General features: G+C 46.6%; 20 protein-coding genes. 6 read left to right on the plus strand and 14 right to left on the minus strand.

What is annotated here, in order from left to right; all coding sequences use genetic code 11:
* Positions 1–18: 18 nt before the first annotated feature.
* The 4 genes from ACFS25_RS04620 to pgi all read right to left on the minus strand — a co-directional run bounded on the left by ACFS25_RS04620 (position 19) and on the right by pgi (position 4486).
* Complete coding sequence (locus ACFS25_RS04620) at positions 19–585, minus strand: precorrin-2 dehydrogenase/sirohydrochlorin ferrochelatase family protein (protein WP_381497235.1); 567 nt, start codon at positions 583–585, stop codon at positions 19–21.
* A 63-nt stretch (positions 586–648) separates the two neighbouring features.
* Positions 649–1542, minus strand: a complete 894-nt coding sequence (locus ACFS25_RS04625) for a hypothetical protein (RefSeq protein WP_381497236.1) — start codon at positions 1540–1542, stop codon at positions 649–651.
* Between the two features lie 226 nt (positions 1543–1768).
* Positions 1769–2665, minus strand: coding sequence for a PorT family protein (locus tag ACFS25_RS04630; RefSeq protein ID WP_381497237.1), 897 nt, complete (start codon positions 2663–2665; stop codon positions 1769–1771).
* A gap of 162 nt (positions 2666–2827) precedes the next feature.
* The gene (gene pgi / locus ACFS25_RS04635; protein ID WP_381497238.1) at positions 2828–4486 is read right to left on the minus strand and encodes a glucose-6-phosphate isomerase; all 1659 of its coding nucleotides are present in this window, start codon (positions 4484–4486) and stop codon (positions 2828–2830) included.
* Between pgi and ACFS25_RS04640 the strand changes: the two genes are divergently transcribed.
* Entirely contained in the window at positions 4472–6352 is a 1881-nt protein-coding gene (locus ACFS25_RS04640; RefSeq protein WP_381497239.1) for an ArnT family glycosyltransferase, read from the plus strand. The genes pgi and ACFS25_RS04640 overlap by 15 nt on opposite strands.
* Before the next feature lie 166 nt (positions 6353–6518).
* A complete protein-coding gene (locus tag ACFS25_RS04645; RefSeq protein WP_381497240.1) occupies positions 6519–6959 on the plus strand; it encodes a hypothetical protein in 441 nt (146 codons plus the stop codon).
* A gap of 65 nt (positions 6960–7024) precedes the next feature.
* Here the strand turns inward: ACFS25_RS04645 and ACFS25_RS04650 are convergent, their stop codons facing one another.
* Complete coding sequence (locus ACFS25_RS04650) at positions 7025–8173, minus strand: acetamidase/formamidase family protein (RefSeq protein WP_381497241.1); 1149 nt, start codon at positions 8171–8173, stop codon at positions 7025–7027.
* A gap of 162 nt (positions 8174–8335) precedes the next feature.
* Between ACFS25_RS04650 and ACFS25_RS04655 the strand changes: the two genes are divergently transcribed.
* Positions 8336–9811, plus strand: coding sequence for an MFS transporter (locus ACFS25_RS04655; protein WP_381497242.1), 1476 nt, complete (start codon positions 8336–8338; stop codon positions 9809–9811).
* A 93-nt stretch (positions 9812–9904) separates the two neighbouring features.
* Here the strand turns inward: ACFS25_RS04655 and ACFS25_RS04660 are convergent, their stop codons facing one another.
* The 4 genes from ACFS25_RS04660 to ACFS25_RS04675 all read right to left on the minus strand — a co-directional run bounded on the left by ACFS25_RS04660 (position 9905) and on the right by ACFS25_RS04675 (position 15705).
* The gene (locus ACFS25_RS04660; protein ID WP_381497243.1) at positions 9905–10306 is read right to left on the minus strand and encodes a Dabb family protein; all 402 of its coding nucleotides are present in this window, start codon (positions 10304–10306) and stop codon (positions 9905–9907) included.
* Positions 10307–10503: 197 nt separating this feature from the next.
* On the minus strand, positions 10504–13143 hold the full coding sequence (gene clpB, locus ACFS25_RS04665; protein ID WP_381497244.1) for an ATP-dependent chaperone ClpB: 2640 nt from the start codon (positions 13141–13143) through the stop codon (positions 10504–10506).
* 410 nt (positions 13144–13553) lie between these two features.
* Positions 13554–14504: a TspO/MBR family protein gene (locus tag ACFS25_RS04670; protein WP_381497245.1), complete on the minus strand. Its 951-nt coding sequence runs from the start codon at positions 14502–14504 to the stop codon at positions 13554–13556.
* A 115-nt stretch (positions 14505–14619) separates the two neighbouring features.
* Positions 14620–15705 (minus strand): SDR family NAD(P)-dependent oxidoreductase, encoded by a 1086-nt coding sequence (locus ACFS25_RS04675; RefSeq protein WP_381497246.1) that lies wholly within the window; start codon positions 15703–15705, stop codon positions 14620–14622.
* A gap of 154 nt (positions 15706–15859) precedes the next feature.
* Between ACFS25_RS04675 and ACFS25_RS04680 the strand changes: the two genes are divergently transcribed.
* Positions 15860–16423 (plus strand): DUF4136 domain-containing protein, encoded by a 564-nt coding sequence (locus ACFS25_RS04680; protein WP_381497247.1) that lies wholly within the window; start codon positions 15860–15862, stop codon positions 16421–16423.
* 59 nt (positions 16424–16482) lie between these two features.
* Here ACFS25_RS04680 and ACFS25_RS04685 read toward each other — a convergent pair whose 3' ends face one another.
* The 4 genes from ACFS25_RS04685 to pheS form a co-directional block, all read right to left on the minus strand.
* The gene (locus ACFS25_RS04685; protein WP_381497248.1) at positions 16483–17814 is read right to left on the minus strand and encodes a DUF937 domain-containing protein; all 1332 of its coding nucleotides are present in this window, start codon (positions 17812–17814) and stop codon (positions 16483–16485) included.
* A 151-nt stretch (positions 17815–17965) separates the two neighbouring features.
* Complete coding sequence (gene xseB / locus ACFS25_RS04690) at positions 17966–18154, minus strand: exodeoxyribonuclease VII small subunit (protein WP_381497249.1); 189 nt, start codon at positions 18152–18154, stop codon at positions 17966–17968.
* Between the two features lie 76 nt (positions 18155–18230).
* The gene (locus ACFS25_RS04695) at positions 18231–19442 is read right to left on the minus strand and encodes an exodeoxyribonuclease VII large subunit (protein ID WP_381497250.1); all 1212 of its coding nucleotides are present in this window, start codon (positions 19440–19442) and stop codon (positions 18231–18233) included.
* Positions 19443–19529: 87 nt separating this feature from the next.
* Positions 19530–20570, minus strand: a complete 1041-nt coding sequence (gene pheS / locus ACFS25_RS04700; RefSeq protein WP_381497251.1) for a phenylalanine--tRNA ligase subunit alpha — start codon at positions 20568–20570, stop codon at positions 19530–19532.
* Between the two features lie 366 nt (positions 20571–20936).
* Between pheS and ACFS25_RS04705 the strand changes: the two genes are divergently transcribed.
* Entirely contained in the window at positions 20937–21368 is a 432-nt protein-coding gene (locus tag ACFS25_RS04705; RefSeq protein WP_381497252.1) for a LytR/AlgR family response regulator transcription factor, read from the plus strand.
* 254 nt (positions 21369–21622) lie between these two features.
* Positions 21623–22042, plus strand: coding sequence for a LytR/AlgR family response regulator transcription factor (locus ACFS25_RS04710; protein ID WP_381497253.1), 420 nt, complete (start codon positions 21623–21625; stop codon positions 22040–22042).
* A gap of 109 nt (positions 22043–22151) precedes the next feature.
* Here ACFS25_RS04710 and ACFS25_RS04715 read toward each other — a convergent pair whose 3' ends face one another.
* A complete protein-coding gene (locus ACFS25_RS04715; RefSeq protein WP_381497254.1) occupies positions 22152–22826 on the minus strand; it encodes an outer membrane beta-barrel protein in 675 nt (224 codons plus the stop codon).
* Positions 22827–23095: the final 269 nt, after the last annotated feature.

Below are 23095 nucleotides of genomic sequence, written 5' to 3' on the forward strand. Positions count from 1 at the left end.
TGTTGGGTCACTATGTATTTATCGCAACACCTTCGTGATCTCGTTTAGTTTCTCCATTTTTTGCACAAAATCACCTTTGAGTTTGTTGCGGATAGCTGTCAGGTTGTCGAGTGTATCCTGTAAACTATCGGGCAGGATTTCTTCCAGCACTTCCCGAAACCGTTTGGCAAATGTGGGCGACTTGCCATTGGTTGAGATAGCGATTTTTAGGTCGCCTTTCTTAACCACCGAACTCAGGTAAAAATCGCATAAATCGGGTGTGTCAGCTACATTCACGAGAATTCTCCTGCCTTTGCAGTCGATTTGCACCTGATGATTGACCGCTTTATCATTAGTGCCCACAATAACCAAGTCTTTGTCTGACAGGTTAGTAACATGATATGGCTCCTGAATAAGTTGTAGTTTTGGGTACAGCTTTGCCATTTCTCGAATTTCGTCCCGAATTTCGGAAGCGACGAGCGTAACGCGAGCCTCCGGCGAATTACCAAGCAGAGCCGTAAGTTTTTCCAAGCCGACATAGCCTCCGCCCACGATGAGCGTATGCAGGTTCTCGGCCTTAACGAAGATGGGGAATAATGTATTCATTCTGTAAAGATAAAAAGCCACTCCGTTTGGAGTGGCTTTCTGTTGAATAAACCAAGTGGTTACTTAAAATTTGAAACCCAGATTTATGCCTAGAATCCGGCGCTTGCTGTTACCACTGCTCAACACGTCGGCGAATCCATAGTGATACACAAAATCCAACATAATTGGACCAGCGTCGAAGCCAAGACCAGCTAAACCGTTGATTGTAGCTGCCTGAAAATCGGCATTTCCTAAGTTGAAATCGTTTTTGTCGGTGCTTAATGGCGTTGCATATTCGGCTCCAAGTGACAGTCGTACGCCAGACACCCCCCGCTCAGACTGTGCCAGCTTAACCCCAATGTAAGCCGGAATGTGTAGATACCGTTGGTCGATGTTGGACGTAATGTCTTTAATTCCATTCACCTGACCATCGCCCGGCTTAAAGAATTGCGAACTTGATGTTAGATATTCGGCTCCAACCTGCCCGTATATCCGGCCACCACCCCGCACGAAGAATCCTAATTGATAGCCCAAGCGACCAGTTAAGTTCTGGCCGTCTACGGATTCCCCCTCGAATCGGGTTGAGTTTGCTCCACCATACACGCCAAAAGTAAAATGTTTGTAATTCTGGCGATGTTCCTGACGCTCTGTCGTTTCCACGTTGCGCTGACCGTCTTCGAAACCTTCGTCGTAAGCCCGGCTCAAATCGCGCTCGTCATATTGTCGTTCTGACCGACGATTGTCTCCCCGCCGTTCTTCATATTGATTATTGTAACGGGGTTCTTCCTCATTCCGGCGATTAAATTCACGCCTTTCGTCCAAACGGTCGTCTACGCGTCGGTCATCTCTGCGCTCGTCACGTCGGGATGACCGGTCATTGCGATCGTAGCGATCATCAGTTGAGTTCTGCTGCCCGAATACGATGCTTGTACTGCATACACCGGCCGCCAGCAAAATTGTTTTTGTCAAAGTTTTCATAATAAACCAAGTTGAGTAATCATTCCTACAACCGTTCATCGCTTATGAATGTTTGCATGGATTAGCGAAAAAGTGTATATGTTGATATACTAAACGGCTGTTGATTAGTTGGTTATGATTATTTTGATTTCCAATTGCAATCAATTATTTACACTCTTTTTTTTAATTCTAGGTACAAAAAAGCCGCTTTCGGCTGAAAGCGGCTTTGAACGGATAAGCACTAAATTTAGAACTTAAATCCTACGCTGGCACTTAGTATCCGGCGTTGCGACGTTGCAAAACCCGTGTTTTGGGTAATAGCGTCACTAAAGCCATAATGGTATGTCAAATCAAGAAATACTGGACCCGCATCAAAGCCTAACTGACCCAGACCGTTGAACGTACCGCTTTTGAGTTGGAGATTATTCAAGTTACCAAACGAGTTACTGCTTGATCCAATCTGATTAGCATACTCAAGACCCAACTGCACCCGAACAGCCGAGATACCTCGATCCGATTGAACTAACTTATAACCAATGTACACCGGAACCTGGATATACTTAATGTCGATCTGGTCCTTAATATTGGATGCCGTTTGCCCTGAGCCTGCTACAAAGTAGTTTGAGCTTGATGCAAAGTATTCTGCCCCAATTTGCCCGAAAAGACGACCACCACCCCGAACGAAGAAACCAGCCTGATAACCTAAACGGCCCGTCAGTTTATTACTGCTTCCATTAGCATCAAGTGCTTCGCCCTTGAACTTGGTTGTATTTAAACCAGCATAAATACCGAATACAAAGTTCTTGTAATCTTTTTTCGTATTCTTAACGCGGTCTGGGCGATCAGTTGTGGTTGTTGTCGTCGTCGTACCATCCGTCGACGATGCTGTGTTAGTCGAATACGTGTTGTTAGGCGTCGTACCGCTGTTATTCATCGACCCATTGTTCGTGGTCGAGCTGTTGTTCGACATTGTACTCGATGGCGATGTGCTGTTCATCGAGTTTGTACTGTCGGTTGTCGTGGGCGACGTGTACGAGGAATTCGCCGTTGAACCGGTCGTTGAGTAAGTGTTTGCTGTGGTCTGTGCATTTGCAATGCCGACACCATAAAGGCAAATAGCCAGAAGTGAGAATTGACGTTTCATAACGTTTTGTTTAAAATCACTGATGTTGTACAAAAAAAGGGTGTAATCGAAATTACACCCCATTAACAGGCCACCCGCGAGCAATGTTTTGAACTATTTCAACTTTTAGAAAAATTTAATTTGCCGGATGACCCGAAATGTGCAATCAATTAACGAGTTATTCTACTCGCTTCGTATGGCTTTAAAAGCGTTCATCAGCCCGTTTGTCGAACTGTCATGAGTAGTAACCGGCGCGTTGTCCTGTAACTCGGGTAAGATGCGGCTGGCTAATTGTTTACCCAGTTCAACGCCCCACTGGTCGAAGCTGAAAATGTCCCAAATTACACCCTGAACGAATATTTTGTGTTCATACATGGCAATGAGGCTGCCGAGTGTTCGGGGGGTTAATTTTCTAAATAGAATGGAATTCGTTGGCCGGTTACCCGGAAACATTTTGAACGGCGTCAGAAACTGAGTCTCAGCTTCGCTCTTGCCTGATTTGCGTAATTCACCAGCCGCTTCGATCTCCGTTTTGCCATTCATCAAGGCTTCTGTCTGGGCAAAATAATTGGCCATTAAAATTTTGTGGTGCTCGCCAATGGGCCGTTGACTGATGGCCGGAGCCAGAAAATCGCAGGGAATTAGCTTCGTTCCCTGATGAATGAGTTGATAAAAGGCATGCTGCCCATTGGTGCCGGGTTCGCCCCAGATAATAGGTCCGGTCTGGTAATCGATTGGATGGCCAGCACGGTCAACCGATTTACCATTGCTTTCCATATCACCTTGCTGAAAATAAGCCGCAAATCGGTGCATGTATTGGTCATAAGGGAGAATAGCTTCCGTTTGCGCCCCAAAAAAGTTGTTATACCAAATGCCCACTAATGCCAGAATTACCGGCAGGTTCTGGTCAAAAGGTGTGTCGCGGAAGTGCTCGTCCATAGCATGGGCACCGTCTAACAATTCCTCGAATTTGTCGAAGCCAACGTACAAGGCAATCGAGAGACCAATGGCCGACCAGAGCGAATATCGACCGCCAACCCAATCCCAGAAACCAAACATATTTTCGGGGTCGATGCCAAATTTCTCAACATCTTTCTTATTTGTCGAGAGGGCCGCAAAATGTTTGGCAATAGCTGCTTCGTCTTTGGCCGTGTCCAAAAACCATTGCCGGGCGGTTTGCGCATTGGTCATGGTTTCCTGCGTGGTAAAGGTCTTGGAGGCAATCAGAAACAGAGTCGTCTCGGGGCGAACAGTCTGCAATGTTTCGTAGATATGCACCCCATCGACGTTCGAGACGAAGTGTACGCGCAGTTTTTTGTCGTCAGCATACGCTTTCAGGGCTTCTGTCACCATAACCGGGCCAAGATCCGAACCGCCAATGCCAATGTTCACCACGTCGGTAATGGCTTCGCCGGTGTAGCCTTTCCATTCGCCCGACCGGATGCGCTCCGTAAACGATTTCATGTGCGTCAATACCTCGTTTACGTCGGGCATTACATCCTGACCATCAACCAGAATTGGCGTATTGGAGCGGTTACGCAGAGCAATATGCAGAACTGCCCGATCTTCGGTCCTGTTGATTTTATCACCCGAGAACATTTTACTAATGGCACTCGCCAAACTAGCCTGTTCGGCGAGTTGCTCCAGTAAATCAAATGTTTCGTTGGTGATGCGGTTTTTGGAGAAGTCGAGCAGAATGTCGTCAAACCGGCGCGTGAATTTGTTGAAACGCTCCGGGTCTTCGGCGAATAGATCGCGCAGATGCCGATCTTTCAAATTATCGTAATGGGCTTGCAGTTGGGTATAAGCCGGTAAATCGGTGAATCGATGATTGGCGAGCATAAAGGATTTCTATTTTACGGTACTCGGTTTACATTTGTCGGTGGGTCGTCGTTCCGGTTGGTGCGTCTACCTACCGAAAACAACGAACCTACGCTAGTTGTCGGCGCGAATATCGTCAATCCCGGCAATCTTTTTTCGGCTATTTTTGCGCTTCTTTTCTTATTGGTAAAGAGGAATTTTTTGGTGTTACTACGTTTCTTGATGAATCAAAAACTTTTTTATTCGCTCGTTCTGGTCAGTTTGGGGGCCTTATTCTTTATTCCCTTTCTGGGTAGTGTCCGACTTTTCGATTGGGACGAGATCAATTTCGCTGAATGTGCTCGTGAGATGATGGTGCTGGGCGATTATCTGCATGTACATATTGATTTTAAACCGTTTTACGAAAAGCCACCCCTGTTTTTTTGGTTTCAGTCAATCATGATGCACCTCTTCGGCATCAACGAGTTTGCGGCTCGATTGCCGAACGCCATTTGTGGTATTATCACGCTGGTCTATCTCTACAACCTTGGTCAGAAATTACACGGCCACCGCTTCGGATTCCTTTGGTCACTGGCCTATCTGGGCTCTGTAACGCCCCATTTATATTTCCGCTCCGGCATCATTGACCCCTTTTTTAATCTATTTATTTTCGTCGGTTTAGTCAACTTGATTTTTGCGTCCTGGAAACGCGAACGACTCAGCAGTTTGTTACTTGTGCCGAAAAATGAGTGGACTTATCTTCTTGTAGGCGGATTTGTGCTGGGACTAGGCATTATGACCAAAGGGCCTGTTGCCTATCTCATTGTCTGTTTGGTGTTATTCGTTTACTGGATGCTGAGTCGCTTCCGGTGGTTCATCACGCCCCTACAATTCCTGGCGTTTTCGGTGGCCGCTTCATTCGTTTCACTAGTCTGGTATGGTCTCGATATTTACCTGCATGGCCCGGCATTAATGCGCGAGTTTCTGGCGTACAACTTCCGGCTATTCAGCACACCTGATGCTGGTCATGCTGGTTTTCCCGGTTACCATATTATCCTTTTATTAGTTGGCTGTTTCCCGGCGTCAATCTTCGCTATTCGGTCTTTTGGGCCGCTGTTCATCGAGCGAAACTACCAGCGCGAATTTCGGCGGTGGATGCTGATTCTATTTTGGGTTGTGCTGATTCTGTTTAGCATTGTGCAATCGAAAATTGTCCATTATTCCTCGCTGTGTTACTTCCCGCTGACCTACTTTGCCGCCCTGACTTTATTACAATTAGAGGAGCGGAAAATTCAGTTTAATAATTGGCTGCGGGCGGGGCTGATACTGGTTGGAGGCATTTATGTAGTCGCCCTTATTGGTCTGCCTATCCTGGCTCATCATATGGATTTAGTGAAATCGTATGCTGATCAGGATGCGTTTACGCAACGTAATTTAGACGCGAAAATTAATTGGACGGGTTGGGAAGTACTGCCCGGCATATGGCTGTTAGCCATTCTGATTCTGGCCATTGTCTGGTTCAATCAGCGCGAAATAGCCCGTGCTTCATTAACTCTTTTCGTCGGAATGGCCATCTTTATTACACTGACGCTCTGGTTCTTTATCGGACGGATTGAAGGGATTTCGCAGGATGCGGCCATGCGATTTTTTGAGCGGGCGCAGGGAAAGGATGTATATGTAAAATCTTATGGATACCACAGTTACGGGCCTTATTTCTACACGCAGAAACCGCCTGTCACAAACCCTAATTATTATAATGACGCGTGGTTGCTACGTGGCCGAATCGATAAAGATGTGTTGTTTATCCGTAAAGCCAGCGAGGAGCCAACTCTGCTCGATTCGCTACCCGACGTTCGGAAAACGGGCGAAGAAAACGGCTTTGTGTTTTATCATAGGAAGGCGAAGTAATAATATCGTCCCCTATGCCGGTCTGTGTCCTCACAGGTCACGGGAGTTTGCAATCTACCAGAGACAAGAGCGGCAAAAGGGCTACTCTATCCCCCGGTCTGTGTCTTCACAGACCGGGGATAAATTGATTTGAAAACCGTTCATGTAGTCAGGTAGTTATACCGGTATGGCTATATTAACGACACCTACAATTTCATCAGCGTCAATCTATTACGCTTGGCTGATCCAAACAGCAAAACTTATTTTATTTGCATTCTTTATCGCCAACCTGATTGCTTGTAATAAAAGCAGCCAACCTGGGTCTGGCACTCAGAAAAAGTTGCGGGTTGCTGTTGGAGAAATTAAAGAAGTCTCTTTATCTAATCGGGGGAATGGGATGTCAGAGTTGATTGGTTCATCTGATAATCAGGAAGTTGTAGAAGTATCCAGGCAGCAACTTGCTCAGGCCGTTGACACACTTAAACGCAACAATACGGGTCCCACGGTTTTTCAAATAAAAGGAATTACCATAGGTACAGCAAACGTTGTTTTCTCTACGAAACCATTGAATCAGGCTGGAAGTGGAAAAACAGTCCAAACGTACGTCGTGCAGGTAACGGCTAAGTAAGTGGGATTTTCAAACCACTCCTAAATCCCCTTCTAAGGGACTCAGGAGTAACTAGGTCAGTAATCTCACGACCAATAATCGAATTTTTTCTTCGTAAAAATCGATTTGGGAATCATAGCATGAACACCCAATGTCTGATCCACTACCTGACTAACTTCAAAATCGACGGCTGTGCTGGCGATTGATAACGCTTCGTTGAATGTAAAACCTAACTCATCTTTTATAAAGGCACATGCTTCTGTCAGCGCATTTTTCATTGCCTTGCTCAAGTCTTTGTCTAGACCAACGGCAATAAAATGGGTTGGCGTTTCGGCTCGTGGTTGTTTCAGTGCTTTGCCTTTGTGAACGATAAACTTCACGGTAAGGGTAATGGCCGTTTCGATGGCGACGCCACTAACTTCGCCATTGCCTTGCGCTCCGTGGCCATCGCCGGTTGTGAATAACCCACCCGGCACAGATACGGGTAGGTGCAGCGTTGTCCCTTTTACCAGGTGCCTAATGTCCAGATTGCCCCCGAAAAAGTTCGGGGGAATTGAACTCTGACGGCCCATGTCAGCGGGTGGCGACAACGCCATAACGCCCATAAATGGCTTTAGCGGAATGTCAACGCCTTCTTTGAGGGACGCCATTTTTCGTTTCGCATCGTACCGATAAACGAACGTCTCGCGGGTAGTAACGGCATCAGGAATGCCGCCCCCGCCCGGCCATACGCTATTGACCCCAAAGCCAGCAGGAAAGGTCAGGTCGAGGATACGAATCTCAAGGCTGTCACCGGGTTGCGCTCCATCGATGTAAATCGGACCGGTCAGCATATGCCCGCGAATACCGGACGGTTCGGACTTCACGGTTTTCATGATCGCGATGACTTCTTTGGCATGCTGATCAATAGGTAAGTTGTTCTTGGTGTAAAACTCTTCCGGGTTAGTTCGGCTAACCCCCGATGGATTGACCGTCTGAATTTCGACTACGTCGCCGTCTTTCACTTTGGCTACTGGCGGCACATCGGCTCCATAATAGCCATACACCATGTTTTCGGGCAATGACCGAACCACGTAGTCTGGTTTAGCCGATGATGTGGTTGCTGACAGCTTTGCAGTTTGGTCCGTATCGGTTGTTAATTGATCAAGGCTATTGGCGGTCAGGCTACCCGTTGAGAGAAGTGCCAGCCCGTTTTGGGTTGTTTTTTGTAAAAAAGTTCGTCGGGATGTGTGCATCAGGTTGTATGATTGAGTTGCTTGGCTAATAAGCGTAGTAAGATAGGAAATCAATGAGTAATTGATGAGCAAACGGCTATTATATGATCAATTATAGCGTTATCTGCCCCGAACAACCTGCCCGTTTTGCCAGTTACATTCCAGAATTAACCTGTTTTGCCTGTGTCAATACCCCCAGTTTCTGCTGTTGCCTCATCCTCTCCCAATAAATGGATCATTCTGGGCACGATCATGTTCGGTACGTTCATGTCCACGCTCGACAGCAGTATTGTCAACATTGCTTTACCTACCATCCGGCGCGAACTCAATGCTGGTGATAGTGTCGAATGGATTGTGCTGTGTTACCTTCTAACGACGACCAGCACGCTGCTTATCATGGGTAAATTGTCGGACTGGGTTGGCCGACGACAGCTTTACATTACGGGTTTCTGCGTGTTTGTATTGGGATCTCTACTTTGCGGACTGGCCTGGAATCTTTGGTCGCTGGTAAGTTTTCGGGTGCTTCAAGGCTTAGGCGCTGCCATGATTTATGCCATTGGCCCGGCCATTATCAGCGATGCCTTTACTCCTCAGGAGCGGGGACAGGCACTTGGCCTTATGGGATCTGTTGTGGCGGCAGGTGCCAGTGCGGGCCCGGTTATCGGTGGTTTGTTGCTGGGTAAATTTGGTTGGTCGAGTATTTTTTTTGTGAACGTACCCATTGGCTTGATTGCCATTTGGCGGGCATGGACCATCTTGCCCGAAAGTCCGAAAGTTACCGGTCAACGCTTCGATCTGCTAGGAGCCGGGTTATTTTTGCTGGGTGTCACTACGTTGCTAACCGGGTTGGATTTTGGTCCTGAACCACGCTATGGGTGGGATAATACACTCGTTATTGGACTGCTCTCAGTAGGAGGAGTTCTTCTGCTGCTGTTTCTGTTCTGGGAAATGCGGGTCAGTGAGCCAATGCTACGACTTAGTTTGTTCCGTATTAAGCCGTTTACAGCGGCTATTCTGGCGGCTTTTTGTGGGTTCGTTGCCTCTGGAGGTAACCTGTTTGTGATTCCCTTCTTTTTGCAGCAATTACTGGGTCTGAACCCCGAACGGGCCGGGCTGGTGTTGTTAGCAGGACCCCTAACACTCAGCATTATTGCGCCATTGGGCGGCTACCTTTCCAGCAGAATCAGTACCCGTTGGCTATCCAGTATCGGCTTGTTGATTACCGCTTGTGGTTATTTCGCTTTTTCTTTTCTGGATACCAGTTGGGATTGGAAAGAAGTCATCTGGCGAAGTTCTCTCGTCAGTTTGGGTTTTGGGTTATTTCAATCACCTAACAGTAGTAGTGCCCTTAATGCGGCTCCGCTGGCGCAACGCGGTATTGCCAGTAGCATGATTGCCTTCATGCGCAATCTGGGATTTGTGGTCGGTATCGCGCTGGCTGCTGCCGTTTGGTACAGTACCCGCAACCGATACGCGCTGGCTCATGACGTAACGCCCGAATCAACAGCCGCTCAACTTCTGGGGATGCACTATGCTTACCTGACTATGGCGGGGCTAGTGTTTACAGGGGCTATTATTTCCTTTACACGCGGAAACACCCCAAAAATAGCGTCACCAGTCGCTGTAACTGCCGGACCGATGTCTGGTGCTGCCAATTAGCGAACGCTATAAACGAAAGCAACTAATTATCTGCCTTGTATCTCCAACCTTCTGAAGTATACTTTTTCTACTTCAGAAGGTTGGGGTACACTTTTATCGCTTTGGACCGATAGCGTCGTAGATGACCACTTTTTCCCATAATGAGGAATAATTGTTCCGAAAATCATCGTGTATGGGGTGTTTCTGATAGCTTTCTTCATCTTCTGGACTATCAAAGAAGCACAGCCACGAAAAAGTATAAGCCCGCTCAATTACACTGCGGGTTGTGGATGCGGGGGTGCCGATGTGTACCATTTTGATAGTGGGACATTTGGCTAGTTTATTTAAGCCTTCCAGTAATTTAGCTTTATCGGGCTCACTGCCTGTGTTTTTCAAGTAGAAGAGTACGTGATGGACAAACATTTCTTTAGGGGCTAATTCGGCGATTGGCAACCCCGCGCTTAACCCGGCTGCAACGCTATTTTTAACAAAATTTCTTCGTGATTGCTGGTTCATGGGGAAGTTGGGCTATGAGGGGTATAAACCCTGACAAAGGCAAAAATGCCAAACGATTTGTTGTCAGGCAAATTTGGGAGGAAATTGGTACGTTATAACTTGTTGAGCAAGTCCGCTAATTCGTAGAACTGATCGAAAGTAAATATAAAAAGCCCGGTTACTTTGCAGCAGCCGGGCTTTTCGAAATCTATAACTTGTTACCGCCCGGTGGCACGGTCAATCTCTGCGTTCGCGTCTAAATTTGTGAAGGCGATTTCGCCATTGTTGTTCAACTCCATCAGCACGACGGAGTCTTTTTTGACTTCGCCCGACAGGATACCTTTCGAGAGTTCATTGAGCACCCGGCGCTGCAATACACGCTTTAGCGGACGGGCACCAAACTGCGGATCGAAACCTTCTTCGCCTAGTTTGGTCAATGCCTCGTCGGTGGCATCAAGTTGAATACCGTTTTCTGACAGGCGCTGCTTGATTTGGCGAAACTGAATGTCTACAATCTTGCGAATGTTGGCTTGTGTCAGCGGCTCAAACATCACAATCTCGTCAATCCGGTTTAGGAACTCTGGTCGGATGGTCTGCCGAAGCAATTCCATCACAGCCGACTTCGCTTCTTCCAGCACCAGCGAGTGATTCCAGCCTTCGTCTTCAGCAAATTTCTCCTGAATCAGATGGCTACCGATGTTCGAGGTCATGATAATAATCGTGTTCTTGAAGTTCGCTACGCGGCCTTTGTTATCGGTCAGACGGCCTTCATCAAGCACTTGCAACAGAATGTTCCAAACGTCGGGGTGTGCTTTTTCAATTTCGTCAAGCAACACCACCGAGTACGGTTTCCGACGCACAGCTTCGGTCAATTGACCACCTTCGTCGTAACCCACATATCCCGGAGGGGCGCCAATTAACCGGCTAACGGCATGACGTTCCTGATACTCGGACATGTCAATGCGGATCATGGCGTTCTCGTCGTTGAACAGGTATTCGGCCAGTGTCCGGGCTACTTCTGTTTTACCAACACCCGTGGTGCCGAGGAATATAAACGAACCAATTGGCCGTTTAGGGTCCTGCATACCGGCCCGACTCCGGCGAACAGCGTCTGCCACTACTTCAATGGCTTCAGCTTGCCCGGCTACGCGCTTACCGAGTTCCTTCTCTAAGTTGAGCAGTTTCTCGCGGTCGCTTTGCAGCATTTTTGAAATTGGAATGCCGGTCCACTTAGCTACCACTTCGGCGATGTCCTCGGCGGTAACTTCTTCCTGCATCATCCGGTCCGACGAACCGTTGTCTGCCCCTTCTTTGGTAAGTTCGTTGATCTGCGCTTCGATTTCAGGAATGCGCCCGTAGCGAATTTCGGCTACTTTACCATAATCACCTGAGCGTTCGGCTTGTTCGGCTTCAAAACGCAACTGGTCTATTTGTTCCTTCAGAGTCCGGCCTTCATTAACCGACGCTTTCTCCGTTTCCCAACGGGCTTTTAACTCGTTACGCTGCTCACTCAAATCAGCAATTTGCCTGCTCAGCGCTGTTTCCTTTTCCTTGTCGTTCTCACGCCGGATAGCTTCCCGCTCAATTTCCAACTGCATAATACGCCGGTTTAGCTCATCGAGTTCTTCGGGTACAGAATCCATTTCCAGCCGCAGCTTGGCAGCCGCTTCGTCCATAAGGTCAATGGCCTTGTCGGGCAGAAAACGGTCGGTAATGTAGCGTGTCGAAAGTTCAACGGCGGCAATTACTGCGTCATCTTTAATGCGAACGCCGTGGTGGAGTTCGTACTTTTCCTTGATGCCGCGTAAAATAGAAATGGCGTCGGGCATATCTGGCTCATCCACTACAACGGCCTGAAAACGGCGTTCGAGAGCTTTGTCCTTCTCAATATATTTTTGGTATTCTTTCAGCGTAGTTGCCCCAATTGTATGGAGTTCGCCACGCGACAAAGCTGGTTTTAATAGGTTGGCGGCATCCATTGCGCCTTCACCTCCAGCCCCCGCGCCCACAAGCGTGTGAATTTCGTCGATAAACAGAATAATCTGGCCGTCGGAGTCGGTTACTTCTTTAATGACAGCTTTCAACCGCTCCTCAAACTCGCCTTTGTATTTGGCACCCGCAATTAGCAGGCCCATATCAAGCGAGACAATGGTCTTTGTCTTTAGATTTTCGGGAACGTCACCCGATACAATACGTTGGGCAAGTCCCTCAACAATAGCGGTCTTACCAACACCCGGTTCACCGAGCAGAATTGGATTATTTTTGGTACGACGGCTCAGAATTTGCAATACCCGCCGAATTTCTTCATCTCGGCCAATTACTGGGTCGATCTTGCCGGTGCGGGCGCGTTCGTTCAGGTTAACGCTGAAACGTTCCAAGGACTGATATTTTGCTTCTGCGTTTTGATCTTTCACCGAGTTTCCTTTTCTAAGTTCGTTGATGGCCGCTTTTGTCTGTTTTTCACTGAAGCCGGCGTCTTTCAATAACGTTGCAATTTGGTCTTTGCCGCCCATCAGGCCCAGTAACATTAATTCGACGCTTACAAATTCGTCGCCGAATTCTTTTGTGTAGCTGCTGGCTTTAGCTAGGGCAGCGGCCGTATCGTTGCTCAAATATACGTTGCTATTTCCTCCCGTAACTTTGGGATAAGTAGTCAGAATAGCCTGCAATACGCTATTCGTATTTCGCAAATTGACGTTCTCTTTTTTGGCAAGAAAACCAACTACGTTTTCATCTTCCGATAGAATTGCCTGGAGCAAATGCCCCGTCTCTATTGCTTGCTGTCCATTACCAAGCGCGATTTCTGAGGCTTTCTGAACTACCTCCTGAGCTTTTACGGTGTAATTCTTAAAATCCATGACGGTTGAGATTAGGTGGTTTTACTGTATAACTATCTACGTGCAAATCACGGGCCGAGCTATTTTTACGGACATTTTGGCGGAAATTGAACAGTTTCCTACTCTTTTTCCGCCAAAATGTCGTTGAGAAAGGGTATACGGCCCGTACAAAACAGGTAAGCAGCTTTGTTAATGGACACAAGTCAATAGATTATACGTAACCTCTTCGGGGTGGCTCGTTAACAGGGAATTACAGCCTGTATTCTTCTTAGTATAGGTATACCGGAGGGGGTATAGGTATACCGGAGGGGCGCAGGATGATTGGTAAAAGGCTATTTCTCTTGATAGGTTGTAATAAGGCCAAACCCCGTTTTTTCTGAGCGCTATGTTTTCCCAAAAGAAAAGCCACCCTTCACAAGGTGGCTTTTCTTTCAATCTAAACCTTCAGCTTCTATTGGTTTCATCCGTTCGCGGGCAATCTCAGCCTGATGCGGTTCCCATGTTTCGACAGGGCCTGCCAATACTTCGGCTTCGGTATCGTAAATGACTCGTTGTTCGTACTCGTGAAATTTGCCTTTAGGAAGCCAGTAAGCTAGTAAACCTACATAAGCGGCAGCCAAAGTAGCCGCTGTCCACCCAACTATTGGTTCCTTATGCCACTGTCGGGTAGCAATACCGCCGAAACCGGCTACAAACGGAAGCATGTACCAGGGGTCATTGAGTTGCTGGGCAATTAGATAACCCGCCCCGGCTGTAGCACTCAGAATGCCCGCTGATACAGGTTGATCGCGTTCCTCATCAGGTTCCCAAAAATTTAAGGTTAGCAAGGTATTTGGCGTACCAACAACGGTCGCGGTTGTGAGCCAACCCGCATACAGACTTACAGGAATACGGAGATACTTCTCGGGCGAAGGGACATCTGTTTTACCAATTTCCAAACTCTGGTGCAGGGCTAGTGCTGCTGGCAGATTAAACTTTGTGGTGAGATCAGAGATGACTATACTTCGGGGGTCATTTTCGGAGAAAAATCGGCCAAAAATAGCATTAAGTGTCCAACTCGTCCACCACCAGGGTAAAGCCTTCTCGTAGCGTGGGTTATTCTCCTGTGAGGGCAGTGCCTGATGAACCATCAACGCAGCCAGGCCAGAATAAACAGTAGACCATACCACACCAAACGCCCAACCTGCCGGCACGATCATGTTTTTCTCGAATACGTCCTGGTATTCGACCGGTACGTCATACTCATATTCTTCCCCACTCTGACCGGCTTCCCTCCTCTGTTTGCTTTGTTGTCGTGACCGACTACTGGATGCACTCGTGTAAATAATACTACCAATGGCAAGGACCGCCGTGGCAATACGCCAAAACGATGAGTTTTTCATAATGAATTGAGGCTAATGGCTAACTCTGCTGTAAGTAATTTAGCAATGCAGACTTCAACGATGACGAAGCTTTAAACGTTGTCATCGTTGAAGTCTCTTGGTTCTCCAATCAAGTTCAGGCAACTACGTCTTCCTCTATGTCGACTCCCTTAGTGGCCAGTTTTTCGGCTTTCTCCTTTGTATTCTGGTAGGCATCAACAACGCCATTAACCACCGTATCAAGAACAGATGACAAGGTGTTCGATAGCGCATTGCCTGCTGATTTTGCTTTATAGCGATAGCGGGCTTTTTGAAAATCACTAGTATTTTTGTAGCCAATTGTCAGGGCAATACCCGCAATTACGGCGATACCAAAACCGATTCCCCAGGCTACTGATACAGATGCTTCTTTTTCCGGTTCTGGCTCAGGTTTTTGCGACATTTTTTCGCGCATCAGAGACGCTAACGTTTCCTGCGGTGCCAAATAAGCCATCACTTCGTAAGACTTATTTTTCAGCCCTCCAGGAATGGCTTTAGACTTACCCGACATTAATGCATCGTATCCTGCCTGAGCCACCATGACCGGATCCTGTAATTCGTCGGTTATTTTGGTATTCTCCGCATTCGCTTTATTGAAGAAATCGGTATCGGTGGCGTTGGGCAACAGGGCCGTAATAGTCACGTTCGTGTCTTTCAACTCATTGACAAGCGACTGCGTAAAATTATATACGTAAGCTTTTGTGCCTGCATAAACGGCCATCAATGGCGTTGGCGTAATCGATAGTAACGACGCCAGATTTAGGATTTTCCCCTCGTTCCGCGCCAGCATATCGTACAAAAACAACTTAGTCATTTGAGTCAACGCCAGCACATTGAGATGAATCATCGCCTTTTCGCGCTCCCAGTCAGTGTCAGTGGCAAACAAGCCGTACAGACCAACGCCAGCATCGTTTACCAGCACATTAATCGTGATGCCTTTTGCCTTAATCTGGTTGTAAACATCCTGTGCGGCATCTTCTTCGGATAAATTTTTGCTGATGACCGTAATTTGCTGAGTACCGTAATTACTCTTAAATACATCGGCAAGCCGGTCCAGTTTATCATCGCTGCGGCCTACCAAGACTAAATTATAGCCATCCTGCGCGAAGAGTTTGGCGAGTTCCTGACCAATACCGCTAGAGGCACCGGTAATAAGGGCAGTTTTTCCTGTTTCTGTATTCATACTATATAGATGATTAGTGAGTACACATTACTCCTATGCAACTGCAACCAGCGAAAGTTGTTTTGATTGTCGGGCGTTTGAAAGCGGTCCGAAGTCTCATTTTTCAAGACAAAATGAGTATATATCATGTTGTGTAATCGCAAACTAAGTTGTTATGAAATCGATCGTAAGTCTCTTAACTCTGCTCGTTGGCGTAGCAGCAGGCTGTTCCTCCTACCGGATTGTGCGGAATGAGCGGGATAATTCTGCAGTCTGGACTACATACCGAACGTTTGCATTTGTTGATACGAGCCGTATCGATACCGCTCCCGGAAGCATTGGCTACCGGACCACAATGGAGCAGGTGAAGCGGGCCGTAGCTACCGAACTAACGAAGCGCGGGTATCAGCAAACGGACGATAGCCGCATGGCTGGAAAGCCGGATTTGCTGGTGAATATTGGCGCCGTTGTGAATGAGAAAACGCAGACCCGCCAGACGACAATTTATGAAGCTCCTCGTTATATAGGGCAGTATCGGTACCATTGGCAAAGTCAGGAGGTACCGGTTGGTACGTACGAAGAAGGTACGCTTAGTTTACATGTTGTTGATGCCCTGAAAGAGAACCTACTTTGGGATGTCGCTATATCGAGTGTGTTGGGTAAAAAAGGTGTTACGCCTGAACAGATAAATGAAGCTGTCGCTAAAGTATTTACAAAATTCCCTGGAAAGCAGGCATAACAAAAACGCCTTCCCAATTCATTGAGAAGGCGTTTTTGTTGGTTGACGTTGGGCTGCCACTACTTCACAACTACTTTGATGTCAATTTTTCGCAGCGTTGGTTTTGCAATGCCAGATGTATCATTTCTAGCAACGCCAGTACCCCGTCCGACAGCATCAATTCGCAGAAAATTAATTCCAGACGACATAAGCTGTTGTTTAATTTGATTCACTCGCTTAAACGACAGGCTTTTGTTCGTAAAACCACCCTGGGCATCATTAGCGTAGCCTACGAGCATCACTTGCAAGCGGGGATAGGTCTTTAAGATAGTAGTTAATTCGCTGATAATCGCCTGTGAACTGGGCGTCATTGAAAGTGATCCGGGCTGAAAAGCTATACCGGTCAGCGGAAATACTCGTCCTTTAGGTAAAGCGGCATTGCCCAGATAAGGGGTCATTTGAAGCGTCAGGTTACTCGACGTAGCGGCTGTAGCAAGACCGGTTGTACTGGCCACCGTCGAGACTGATGTTGATTTTGGTACAGTTTTGACCGCTTGCTCTCTCGGTACTTCCAATGATCGGGTAACGGTATCAGCCTGAAGGGTGTCGTTTGTCGTGCTTGTCACGTCAGTCACTTCTTCCTGCCCGTTTGAGTATTTTTGGGTATTCTGATAAAGATAATAGCCTCCAAAAGCAAGAGCCACAGCTATTAAAGCCCCAACGCCCCATTTTGTCAGGGCGCCATTATCGCTATCAGAATCATCGGCAAGATCATAATTAACCGCCGGACGTGTAGCCGTTGTTACCGACCGACCAGCAGGCTCAACGGCTGTGCGTCGGGCGGGTGCTGCCAGTCCAGACACAATTTGCTGAAGGCCAACTTTCTCAACCAACTGAGGCATAAACTCCCCCGGTACGATATTGACAAATGCTTCGCGTTCGGCAAACAGCGTAGAGGCCAATCCATCAGCGTCTAATTTCTGCTCTTTCACCTGTTTTCCAAGTACCTGAAGGACAATGGTTGTGGTTAAGCCCAATAGCGAAATAGCCGACGAATTACGGATACCGGCGTAGCCAGAAATCATGCTGCCTATGGAGCTTTTCATGGCAGGCAGCAAGTGGCTAATAACATCGTTGCCCTGTGTTATGAGTGTGTTCGTATGGGCGGGGTCACGTAGAACTGTACCCAGATTGTCTAGTGCTGCCCCGTCGTAACGGCCTTTCTGGATATGGTTGTACAACTGATTGACGCCAATTTCACTCGTTGTGCGTTTCATCAGGCCCCCAACAATTGTATACACAAGGCCATCAACGGCTTTGCCTGTTTTTTCGATTGGTTCGTCAATATAAGTGGCTATACGCGACAAAATTTCCGAACTCAAAACACTAGTTAGAGTGGCAAATAAATTCATATAATAATGACTCAATCAGGCAAAAAATGGTGCTATTAGTTACCTCACAACCTAAAACGACACTGAGCACCTTGGGACAAAATGCCCCGGGGTTAAAATTAGGGAAGGTTTAGCAAAGGTTGCTCATAATGAGCTTAATAAATTCCTGATGTCAACGCTTCGGTAAACGCTCGATAACTTCTTGATACTCCGTCTCAACGGCTCGTAGCCGTCCCTGACAGAAGGCAATTAACTCGGTAGCTAACCGAATTTTTCCAGGTAACTCATCAAGAGGAACCTTTTCGTTTTCAATTTCATCGACCAACGTAGTGAGTCGGTCATAAGCATCCTGATAAGTCATAGTTTCAGTTATTGGTCAACAGTTATCAGTTGGTAGTCACTTTCTCGGCATGAGTAGTCGAGATTTGTGTGCCTGTTCAACCATTACTGGTAACTGTACGTGTGCCATCGCGCATTTGCACCTGAAGCGTTTCATTAGGTTGGATATCGGCAATTTGTGTTAATATTCGACCATTACGAAGCAGCAGTGCATAACCACGCCGGAGTACATTTGACGGGTCAAGATGGCGTAGGGTAACTGCCTTTTCGGCGAGGTTGGTATGGCATTCACGGAAATAGATTTGCGTGACAAACCGGAGTCGTTCCGTTTCACGATCCAATTGCTCACGAGCCGTTTGCAATGCCTCCTGAGCAACGACCCGTAAACGGTCGCGTAAGTGGAGGCAGCTTTCTTCAAACTGCCGGTTGTGGTCAATTATAAATGCAGCCGCTTTGGTAGGCGTTTTTACACTCTGATGACAAAGCAAGTCGGTAATGCTAACATTCCGTTCGTGACCAATACCGGCCAGAATTGGGATGTTAAATCCCGCAACAGTCTGGCCCATCAAATACGTGTCGAATGAGCCAAAATCCAGTTGTGAGCCGCCCCCGCGTACAATGACAACGGCATCGTAAGGAATTTCACTGGCACGGATACGGTCTAGCTGATTGCAAATGGCCCGTTCGGCTCCCTGTCCCTGTACCTGAGATAAATATTCGTCGATTACAAACGTATAGCCTAATGGGTTTTGGGTCAGTTCATGTCGAAAGTCCCGCCAGCCATCCGAGTTAGGAGCTGTAATCAAGGCTAACCGCTGAATGACGGCTGGGCGGGGCAAGAGTTGATTAGCCGTAATATATTGTCCGGCTTCGAGCCAAACCAGATCCGGGTGTTTCTGAACAAGGGTATCGAGTACCGTTTGCCGCTCACGTTCGAGATTTCCAAGGGTATACGATGGGTCAATCTTTAAAATCTCCAGCCGCAGCCCATATACAGGGCTAAACCCTACTGATACAAGCAATAATAATTGAATATTGCGAGCGAAAGCTACACCCGTCGCCCGCTCAAAGTCGCCGATGGCATGGTAGTTCTTACGCCAGATAGCCGCTTCGAGTTTAGCCAACGTTTCGCGGCCAGCCGATGAGCCGGTGGCTTCCCGTTCAACTAAAGTTAAAAAGCAATACCCCCGGTCAGGGTAGTTTTTTATATCGCTGGTTTCGGCTATTACCCACACGGCCTTCTGTCCGAAGGCTTCATCTATAACGGCTTCGAGCGTAAACGCTAAATCAGAAAGGCGAATGGGATTCATAAAGTTGACTAAGTAATTGAGCACATGACTGGTGCGGTGAATAGCTGGCGCAATTTTTACCTGCCATTCACGCAATCACTTATTAAATTAAAGTCCTTCAAACTGACGCAGGAAACGCACATCATTTTCGGTATAGAGCCGCAGGTCATTGACAACATATTTCAATTGCGTGATGCGCTCAATACCCATTCCAAAGGCAAAACCTGTGTACTCCTCCGGGTCGATGCCGCAATTGGCAATAACCTGTGGATCAACCATGCCCGAACCGGCTATTTCGACCCAACCCGAATGTTTGCAGATGTTGCATCCTTTGCCACCACAAATCTGACACGAAATATCAATCTCCGCGCTTGGCTCTGTAAATGGGAAGTAAGAAGGCCGGAAACGAATCTGCGTTCCTGGTTCAAACATCTCTTTTACAAAATGGTAGAGTGTGTCTTTCAGGTCTTTAAACCCAACATTACGGTCGATATAGATACCCTCAACCTGATGGAACATGCAGTGCGCCCGCGCTGAAATGGTTTCATTACGATAAACCCGACCGGGCATAATTGACCGAATGGGCGGACGTTGATGCTCCATTAGCCGAATTTGCACGTTTGACGTGTGCGTTCGCAGCAGCATATCAGACGGGGCACCATCGGTCGCTTTCTCAACAAAAAACGTGTCCTGCATATCGCGGGCCGGGTGATTATCGGGAAAATTCAGGGCACCAAAATTATACCAATCCGATTCGATTTCAGGGCCATCGGCAACGTTGAAACCAATTCGTTCGAAAATCTGAATAATACGCTGGCGAACCAGACTTAGTGGGTGCTGTGTGCCAGTTAAATTCGGTATTGACGGCAATGTAAGATCAACGGAAGGCGCGCTACTATCTGCTGTCCGCTGCTCCTCCAGTAGTTGACTAAGGGTCTCAAATCGCTCTTGAGCGAAGTTCTTCAAGCCATTTAACTCTTGTCCAACAGCTCGCCGGTCGGCCTGCGGAACACTTTTTAGACCTTCAAATAACTCCGTAATAACACCTTTACGGCTAATGAATCGTAGCCGAAACTGTTCTAGTTGCTCCGGTGAGTTAAGATAATACTCTTTAATCTCCTGGTGTATGTCTTTTACTTTATCCAGCATACGCTATGGGTTTCACTGCTTGCTTAGACAAAGGTACGTAAAACTGGGGAGAGCATGGGGCCCTGTTAAAGCTGGGAGTATAGTGATTGGGGTTTCTATTACCCACTTATTGTTAGGTACTGAGCCAAAGAAGTGGAAACCATCAATTTTCATTTATTGATTAAACGGTAACGTGCCTCTGGATTTTAAGTAGTTATGTAGCCTATATAAGTTATTTGTATGTGTTTCATCAACTAGGTCTGATTCTTGTAAATGTACTCAATAGGACAGACAGTATAGAGAGTAGTTCCTGCAAGGGAAATGGTATACTAAATATCTGAACGTCAGTCCATAAGTGTCAATACACAGTTATCTCATAAACCGACTATGAACGCATTCGCTAACGACTCTCTTCTGGAAACTATGTCCATTCCTTTCCACAATAGTGTAGAAAAAATTGCCGACTCTACCTGTTTGCAGAAGCTTCTCATTCCGTTTTATGATCGTAAACGCACAGTTTCTGTCGATGAAATCGTACGATTAGAAGGCTGTGGTAATTATACTAATTTCTTTTTGAAAGATGGGACAAAAATGTTGGTGTCCCGTACGCTAAAAGAATATGAAATATTACTCGATGGTCAGGCTTTTGTTCGAGTACACAAGTCATGTATTGTCAATCTTGGTTTTGTGCGTAAGTTTTTTATCAAAAAAGAAGGTGAGCTTGAATTAATCGATGGTCAGCAGGTTAAAATATCACGTCGGCGAGCACAAATGTTCATCGACCGTATTCGTGATTTTCAACCAGTAGCGCTTAGCTAAGAAAAAGAGTAGTGTTTTTTTTAAAATAGGTAGCAAATATACACAGGCTGCCACTGCGTAGTTTTACGCAGTAAGTTGAGTACATTCACCCAAACGATAGAGCGATTAAGGCTCTAATAGCTTGATTTGCAACTGGTTGACTTTATTGTTGGCCCTTGTCAATCAAGCTATCTTTTTTTGAACCAGAGGCTATAAAGTAGTTTTGTTTTATCAGTCAGCAATGTTGACACACTGAACTAAAACTATTCTCTACCATGGAAGCTTCCGTTTTCTCTTCTACACAGCCACTTGCCGTTGTTCCTCAATTTCCCTCTTCTTATCAGCGTGGTTCACAGCGTATTGCGTTACCTTATCTAAATCGAACAATTTTCATTTCGGTTGATGATATATTGTGTCTGCAAGGTGAAGGTAATTATACGTTTTTGCACACCAGAGACCGCAAACGCTACTTGATGTCGAAAACGCTTAAAGAATTTGAAAAAATGCTGGATGGATCAATGTTCCTGCGTATTCATAAATCGTATATTGTTAATCTGGCTTACGTTCAGCGGGGTATTTTTAATCGCGAACGTCAGGTACGGATGGCTGATGGGCGCGAGGTCGCTATCTCCCGTCGTCGTATGAAAGATATTACGCAGCAGCTCGCTCAGTACTGGCTGCGGTTGTTAAATTAATGGTTGAGAAAACTGGAGCCTAAATCTTTGATATGAACCCATCACAATCCTTTTAACAGCAGAAGGGGAAAGGCATCTAATGCCTTTCCCCTTCTGCTGTTTTCTTCAATTAAAATAGACGATAGGCCAGTGTAATTTGCCATGACTTCATACGTTGGCTGAATTTGGCTCCACTATCCTCGATTTGAGCTATATCGGAGATGTTACCTTCGTAACGAACATCAAGGCCAAACGAACCAAGATCTAATCCGCCACCAACCTGATAACCGTAATAGGCTTTTGCCCAGGCATCGTTAAGCGTACCGCTGGTATATTGGCTTAAGGCTTGACCTAACTTCTGGTTATCGTCAATTCGGAATGAAACGACTGGACCGGCCATTACCCGAATCGGACCACCTTTAATACCTAGTAAGATAGGCACATCGAAACTAGTTGTTGTAACCGTAACTGTCTCCGTCTGCCCATTACGAATAACACCGAATTGACCAGCCCGGGTCGAATAAAGTAGTTCGGGCTGGATAAACAGGTTCTTTCCGAAGCGTGTATAAATACCGAATGATGTACCCGTTTTGCTGTTAAAACTGTCACTCAGATTATTTCGGAATGTTTGGCCGTTAACGCTCACTGTCGGCGAGCCATTAGCGTTGGTTCCCGTCGCGACAAAATTACCAAAACTGAGTTTTGACAGATTAACCCCCCCCTTAATACCGATTTGAAATCCTCCCTGAGCAAATGACAGAGTGGGCAGGATAACGAGTGAAGCGAAAAACAGGATTTTTTGCATAATTGGTTATATGAATAATATAATGGTTGTTAAACGTAAATCGAGCTGATACGGTACTAAATATCAACTTATTTTGAGTGAACGGCGTTCTATAAGTGGACCGCGTGGGTGACACTCAAATAGAACTTATAGCGTAAAATGAGCAGTTAAACCTATTTTGTTGTTTGGATTGACTGCTTTACGTAGGGTTTAATCGCTCCCCAGGTTTGGTTAGAAATTTTTTGAAAATTAGGGCTTGTATAGCCTGAGAATCCCAGTTAAGACCGGCA

Origin of the sequence: Spirosoma flavum, assembly GCF_042686045.1 — a bacterium.
GTDB lineage: Bacteria > Bacteroidota > Bacteroidia > Cytophagales > Spirosomataceae > Spirosoma > Spirosoma flavum.

Coding starts and splice junctions, on each gene's coding strand:
- ACFS25_RS04620 (WP_381497235.1), bottom strand. CDS start 585: ATGAATACATTATTCCCCATCTTCGTTAAGGCCGAGAACCTGCATACG.
- ACFS25_RS04625 (WP_381497236.1), bottom strand. CDS start 1,542: ATGAAAACTTTGACAAAAACAATTTTGCTGGCGGCCGGTGTATGCAGT.
- ACFS25_RS04630 (WP_381497237.1), bottom strand. CDS start 2,665: ATGAAACGTCAATTCTCACTTCTGGCTATTTGCCTTTATGGTGTCGGC.
- ACFS25_RS04640 (WP_381497239.1), top strand. CDS start 4,472: ATGATTGGCGAGCATAAAGGATTTCTATTTTACGGTACTCGGTTTACA.
- pgi (WP_381497238.1), bottom strand. CDS start 4,486: ATGCTCGCCAATCATCGATTCACCGATTTACCGGCTTATACCCAACTG.
- ACFS25_RS04645 (WP_381497240.1), top strand. CDS start 6,519: ATGGCTATATTAACGACACCTACAATTTCATCAGCGTCAATCTATTAC.
- ACFS25_RS04650 (WP_381497241.1), bottom strand. CDS start 8,173: ATGCACACATCCCGACGAACTTTTTTACAAAAAACAACCCAAAACGGG.
- ACFS25_RS04660 (WP_381497243.1), bottom strand. CDS start 10,306: ATGAACCAGCAATCACGAAGAAATTTTGTTAAAAATAGCGTTGCAGCC.
- clpB (WP_381497244.1), bottom strand. CDS start 13,143: ATGGATTTTAAGAATTACACCGTAAAAGCTCAGGAGGTAGTTCAGAAA.
- ACFS25_RS04670 (WP_381497245.1), bottom strand. CDS start 14,504: ATGAAAAACTCATCGTTTTGGCGTATTGCCACGGCGGTCCTTGCCATT.
- ACFS25_RS04675 (WP_381497246.1), bottom strand. CDS start 15,705: ATGAATACAGAAACAGGAAAAACTGCCCTTATTACCGGTGCCTCTAGC.
- ACFS25_RS04680 (WP_381497247.1), top strand. CDS start 15,860: ATGAAATCGATCGTAAGTCTCTTAACTCTGCTCGTTGGCGTAGCAGCA.
- ACFS25_RS04685 (WP_381497248.1), bottom strand. CDS start 17,814: ATGAATTTATTTGCCACTCTAACTAGTGTTTTGAGTTCGGAAATTTTG.
- xseB (WP_381497249.1), bottom strand. CDS start 18,154: ATGACTTATCAGGATGCTTATGACCGACTCACTACGTTGGTCGATGAA.
- ACFS25_RS04695 (WP_381497250.1), bottom strand. CDS start 19,442: ATGAATCCCATTCGCCTTTCTGATTTAGCGTTTACGCTCGAAGCCGTT.
- pheS (WP_381497251.1), bottom strand. CDS start 20,570: ATGCTGGATAAAGTAAAAGACATACACCAGGAGATTAAAGAGTATTAT.
- ACFS25_RS04705 (WP_381497252.1), top strand. CDS start 20,937: ATGAACGCATTCGCTAACGACTCTCTTCTGGAAACTATGTCCATTCCT.
- ACFS25_RS04710 (WP_381497253.1), top strand. CDS start 21,623: ATGGAAGCTTCCGTTTTCTCTTCTACACAGCCACTTGCCGTTGTTCCT.
- ACFS25_RS04715 (WP_381497254.1), bottom strand. CDS start 22,826: ATGCAAAAAATCCTGTTTTTCGCTTCACTCGTTATCCTGCCCACTCTG.